The sequence below is a fragment of the Bacteroides sp. CAG:189 genome (assembly GCF_000432295.1).
Classification (GTDB): Bacteria; Bacteroidota; Bacteroidia; order Bacteroidales; family Bacteroidaceae; genus Bacteroides; species Bacteroides salyersiae.
On record NZ_HF991091.1, the window covers coordinates 45,187 to 50,937 of the forward strand.

General features: G+C 42.4%; 6 protein-coding genes. All 6 read right to left on the reverse strand.

The features are described 5' to 3' along the window. Positions 1 to 1,070: carboxypeptidase-like regulatory domain-containing protein (locus QVP90_RS12825; protein ID WP_288204464.1), on the reverse strand; the 1,070-nt coding region annotated here is incomplete at its 3' end. A 90-nt stretch (positions 1,071 to 1,160) separates the two neighbouring features. Then, a complete protein-coding gene (locus tag QVP90_RS12830) occupies positions 1,161 to 2,036 on the reverse strand; it encodes a FecR family protein (RefSeq protein ID WP_005933585.1) in 876 nt (291 codons plus the stop codon). 6 nt (positions 2,037 to 2,042) lie between these two features. Further along, a complete protein-coding gene (locus tag QVP90_RS12835; RefSeq protein WP_005933583.1) occupies positions 2,043 to 2,468 on the reverse strand; it encodes a hypothetical protein in 426 nt (141 codons plus the stop codon). Between the two features lie 87 nt (positions 2,469 to 2,555). Next, a complete protein-coding gene (locus QVP90_RS12840) occupies positions 2,556 to 3,110 on the reverse strand; it encodes an RNA polymerase sigma-70 factor (protein ID WP_007482127.1) in 555 nt (184 codons plus the stop codon). An 8-nt stretch (positions 3,111 to 3,118) separates the two neighbouring features. Beyond that, positions 3,119 to 4,252, reverse strand: coding sequence for a radical SAM family heme chaperone HemW (hemW, locus tag QVP90_RS12845; RefSeq protein ID WP_005933578.1), 1,134 nt, complete (start codon positions 4,250 to 4,252; stop codon positions 3,119 to 3,121). 265 nt (positions 4,253 to 4,517) lie between these two features. Continuing rightward, a partial coding sequence (locus tag QVP90_RS12850; RefSeq protein ID WP_288204466.1) for a hybrid sensor histidine kinase/response regulator transcription factor occupies positions 4,518 to 5,751 on the reverse strand: 1,234 nt, incomplete at its 5' end.

Sequence of the window (5,751 nt, forward strand, 5' to 3'; positions counted from 1 at the left end):
GAAAGATTGAAGGACGTTTTGTCTTTGATGATAGGACCTTCCAATTGTAGTTTGCTTGCGAGCAGTCCTACGCTGAGCGTACCATGAAATTTCTTCATGTCTCCGTCGTTGCTACGTACGTCTACTACTGATGAAAGGCGGCCGCCAAAACGTGCAGGAAAGGAACTTTTGAAAAATGTTACTTTTTTTACGGCTTCCGGTGTAAAAACCGAGAAGAAACCGAATAGGTGATCTACATTGTATATGGGTATTCCATCCAGAAGAATCAGATTTTGATCCGGACCGCCGCCACGTACGTACAATCCGGCCGAACCCTCGACTCCAGCTTGTACTCCCGGCATCAACTGGATGGTTTTCATTACATCCGCTTCTCCCAAAGCACCGGGTGTATTCTTTATTTGTGCCATCGGGATTTCTATGGCTCCCATTTGTGTGGCAGTAATCCCTGCTTCTGTCTTGTCGGATACAATCACTACTTCTTCCAATTGGTTATTGTCTTGCATGAGGACGTTGAGTACTGTGTCTTTATTCAGTGCCAGCGTGTGATGCTGGGTTTCGTATCCCAAATAAGAGAAACTGAGTTCTTTTTCTCCCATGGGCAGGGTGATGCTGTAAAAGCCGTAAGGATTGGTAGTAGTGCCTTGTTTGTGACGACTCTCAAGGATGTTAGCGCCAATCAACGTCTCGGCGGACGTCCCGTCTGTCACATATCCGCTGATTGTGAACTTGCGGCTTACCGGCTTTTGTTTTTTCTTTTGCAGAAGAATGTGCCGTCCGGCAATCTGATAACCTATCGGTTCATTCTTAAAAGCTTGGTCGAGAATTTCCCGTATCGTCTTTTGTTTTACTTCGAGTGTGATGCGGCGGTTGATTTTCACCTCTTCACCGTAGATGAATGAGAAGCCGGTAGAATTTTCCAAGTATTTGATAAATTCTTCAAGGCTGGCATTACGAATGCTGAATGATAATTGGGTATCGTTTTTTTGCGCTTGCATTTGTAATGAGAAAAAAAGTATTCCGCATGTCAGAATCAGATTCTCGACATACAGGGGTATATGAGATTTGTTCATATTTTCTTGTGAGTGGCTTGTTTTATAAGTCCGTGCATTCATGTGCCGGTCGGGATGTCTGGTGTGATATTACCATGATCCGGTGGCACATCAATTGATTGTTATTCCTTTATCGGTTTGTTTATATTTGAAATCCCTTCCTTGTTGCAACAGATACAGAATGTCTTCCAGGCTTTCTCCATCGGTAAATTTGGCAGTAAGCCGGTAGTTGCGCAGCTTCTCATTTTCTATCTTTATTTTTACTCCGAATGAGTTGCTCAACTCCCGTACGATTTCCTGCAGAGGGAGATGATTGAAAATGAATATACCGTTTTGCCATGCGATTTCTTCAGAAACATTCTTCTCTGCTTCACGGGTCAGACTTTCTTTCTTCTTATTATATATGGCGCTCTCGTTGGGACGTAGTACGATGCCTTCCGGATGACTGGCGGTGCTTACGGCAACGGATCCTTCGAAAAGAGTTGTCTTTACTTCCGGATCACCGGGGTAGGCTTCAATATTGAAGTGTGTGCCCAATACCCGTACTTTGACAGCTTCGGCTTGCACGATGAACGGGTGCTCTTTGCTTTTGCTCACTTCGAAATAGCCTTCACCTTTTAGCGTCACTTTACGATGTTTGCCGCGAAAACGTTCCGGATAAGTGAGTGAAGAAAAATGGTTTAAAGTCACTTCTGTTCCATCCGGCAGTTTTACGTTTTTGCATTCGGTCAGAGTGGAGATCGTATACAGGCCGACCGGGAGCATGTATTCATAGACGACCCATCCCATTGTACAGAATAATGCCACGGTGGCAGCTATTGCGAAAACGCGCACTTTACGCATGCTCAACATGCGTTGTTCTTTTTGCGGAAGCCGTTTTTTTAGCAATGCGTAACTTTTTTCTGCCGAAAAGCGTCCTCTGGGCGAACGGGTGGAGGCGATGAGCTTTTCCAGTATTTTTTCTGCTTCTGTTGCTGTATATTTCATTGTTTTCTATTTGGGTATCAGTTCGATAGACATTTTTGATGTTTGTCCGCCTTCCCATAAAGGTGTACAGACTATCTGGATGATTTCCCCTTTAATGGCCTTTCCCGGAAAAAGTGTGATAGTGGCTTTGGCTTCTTTCTTTCCGGCTTTTATTATTAACCGGTCATTATTTAGCTTGCACACCACGCCTATTCCCGGTATAGCAGACCGGTTGATACTTAATTTAACTTCTCTATCCTCTTTCTTTTTATCAACGGCAATCACTTTTACTTCTATTGTTTCTTCTTTGTCACTTTTGCTGTAGAAGTGAGATTGCATAGAATGCTCGAAGCCTACATAGTCGGTAGGGTAGTTCTTGTTTTTGTCATCACATGCCAATAATAAGAGGCTTACTAACAACGCTACGGTTGTTTGAAAATAGAATCGTTTCATACGTTAGTCTAATAAATAATAAACATTGTTCATTGATAAAGACAGTGGGACGATGATAATTCCCTATCCTTTATCTCTAAATAAATGTTAATCTATTTCGACAGACATAATCATCTCTTTCAATCGCCCGGTGGCTTTCTGCAATTGGGCATCTACTGTTTTAGTACTGATACCTAATTCTTCGGCCACTTGTGCATAGCTCTGTTTTTCTTCCCGTATGCGGATAAATACCTCCCGGCAACGCTCAGGCAGACGGTCCAATGCTTTTACATAGCGGGCGAACAACTCTTCGCTGATAAGTTCGTCTTCGGGATTATAGTCGCTTTCCGGCGATTCGGGAAGTTCGTTGTCGGTATAAGCACTTCGGCGCATTTCCTTCTCCAGATAGTTGAGGGAAGCATTCTTGGTGATAACAAAGCAATAGTCTTCAATATTTCTGACTTCGGGCAATGTGTTGCGTTGCTCCCAAAGTTTTAGGAAAATATCGAGTACGATTTCCTGTGACCATTCCTCCCGTTTTACGTAATAGTAGGCAATACGAAACAGGCGGTCGTAGGTTAAATCGTAGAATCTGCGGAATGCGGTCTGAGAGTCCCATTCCTTCATTTGTCGCAATAGCTTTCGTACTTCGGATTCGGTCATGGCTCTTTCTACTCCTCTATTTTGAGCAGGTCGCTCATGATACTGTCGGATATGAATATCCCTTCCCGCGTAAGGCGCAAGGCATTGTCTTTCTCGATTAACTTCCCGTTTTTAAGGGATAAGGCAGCCGAGTCGAGGCAATATTGCCACAATCCGGTACCGAATTCTTCTTTTAGTTTCGCGAGAGGAATGCCCCAACAAGTGCGTAATGAGGTAATGATAAACTCATTGTATCGTGTCACTGTGTTCAGATCTTCCGTCTCGTAAATTCGTTTCCCGTTTTCTATGCCGTTTATATAATCATTCAGTGAAGCTATGTTCCATTCTCGTTCCTGGCGGTTGAAAGAGTGCGCTGACGGTCCGCAGCCTAAATAAGGAATGTTTTTCCAATATGCCGTATTATGCTGCGAGTGATATCCGGGGCGGCTGAAATTGGATATTTCGTAATGCTCATATCCGGCGGTCGTTAATTGGTCAATAAGTTCGGAAAAGAACCCGACACTGCTTTCCTCGTCTACTTCGCTGATACGATGCTGCTGTAACATATTATACATGGGGGTACCTTCCTCATATATCAGATGATAGGCCGATATGTGTTCCACATTCAAGGCGATAGCCTGCTTCAGATCGTATTTCCAACTTTCTGCTGTTTCTCCGGGGAGTCCGTAGATGAGGTCGATACTTATATTTTGGAACCCTGCTTTCCTGCAATGCTCTACGGCTGCGATGGCTTGCGGGGCGGTGTGACGTCGCTTAAGCAATTGCAAAGTTTTCTCATTGAAAGTCTGTATCCCCATGCTGATACGGTTGAAAGGCAGGGTGGCAAGCATCCGTGTATACTCCGGAGTAAGGTCGTCGGGATTGGCTTCAAGGGTAATCTCGCGTACCTGCTTCATACCATAAACTCTTTCGATTGTTTCGAAAATCTGTAAGAAGTCTTCTTGTGTTAGTTGCGATGGAGTACCTCCTCCTAAATAAATTGTCTCGATGGGGGCACCTTGCAGATAGTCCCGGCGTATTTCCAATTCCCGGCAAAGGGTTTGGATATATCGTCCTTTGAATTCACTGAGGGTAGTGGAATAGAAATCACAATAAATACAACGGGTTTTACAAAAAGGGATATGAATGTAGATACCTGCCATAATCCGGTTATGTTGTTTACTTTTGCAAATGTAAGACTTTAGGTTCAGAAACCGGTTATCGCTTCTGCTTATTTATGTGAACGCTGTAATTTAGTACATTTATTGTGGATAAGGTATTGGAAGAAAAATCTCTTATCATTCGGTATAAACTTCCTGTTGGTAGGTAGAAAGCTTTTATTCTTTCCTACTTGCTTACTACTTAACTACTTACTACTTAACTACTTAATAACCATTTATTTACTGTTGGTTATGAATTGTTCAGGCTCTAAACTGTTTCTTCTCCTTTCAATCCTTTTAAGTATTCCGATGGCGATATTCCGAATTCCTCTTTAAAACATTGCCTGAAATAGACCGGACTGTTTACTCCCACCTTGAAAGCTATTTCAGAAATGGTATATCTACCTTCCAGTATCAATTTTTCTGCATTCTTCATTTTTATTTTCCGTACATATTCATTTGTTGAAATTCCGGTCAAGGCTTTCACTTTTCGGTAGAGAGTAGATTTGCTCATGCATAGTTTGTCTGATAGATAGGCTACGTCTATTTTTTCCGATTGCAGATTATCTTCAATGATTTGCGTTATCTTTTGTATGAACTCGTCATCCAGTCGGTTCAGAGACTCATGGAGCATTATACATTTATCAGAATTTATATTTAAGTTGGAGTTAAACTGATTGGCTAATTTTCTGCGGGATTCCAATAAGTTGTAGATACGGCTTCTCAATAAACTTGCACTAAATGGTTTTGTCAGATAAGAGTCGGCACCTGCCTGATAACCTTCCTCTTTATTCTGCAAAGAGTCTTTTGCGGTAAGCATTATGACTGGGATATGACTTGTACGTACATCTTCTTTTATGATTTTACAGAAAGTGATACCGTTCATTCCGGCCATCATGATATCCGTTACTATAATGTCGGGGATATGTGCGATGGCGGCACGGCAACCGGCTTCTCCTTCGCTTGCGGTTACTACATCAAATGAGTCGGAGAATGATTCTGATATATATTCGCATATATCAGAATTGTCTTCTACCACCAGCAAGATTGGTTTTTCGCAAGGAATATCATCAGTGGGTACTACCTCTGCCGATTCTATTTCCGTATTGCCTTTCGGGGCCTTTTCACCAGAATCTGTATGTAGGGCATTGGGGTATATGTTATGCATAATAAGAGAAAAGTAGAAGCTGCTCCCTTCACCCGGAACGCTTTCCGCATATATTTCTCCTTGATGTAGTTTGGCAAGGTTTTTAACTAATGCTAAGCCGATACCGGTACCCGATGCCTGGCGGTCACTTCTGGCCTGATAATATCTTTCGAAAATATGTGGTAATTCATCTGCGGATATACCTTGCCCCGTATCAGAAACTTTGATTTCTACATAGTCCGTATCATTTTTTCGGGTAGTATAGAGTGAGATATTGATATAACCTTTTTCAGTATATTTGGCGGCATTGGAAATTAGGTTATCAAGTATCATAGTTACTATTTCTCTGTCGAAA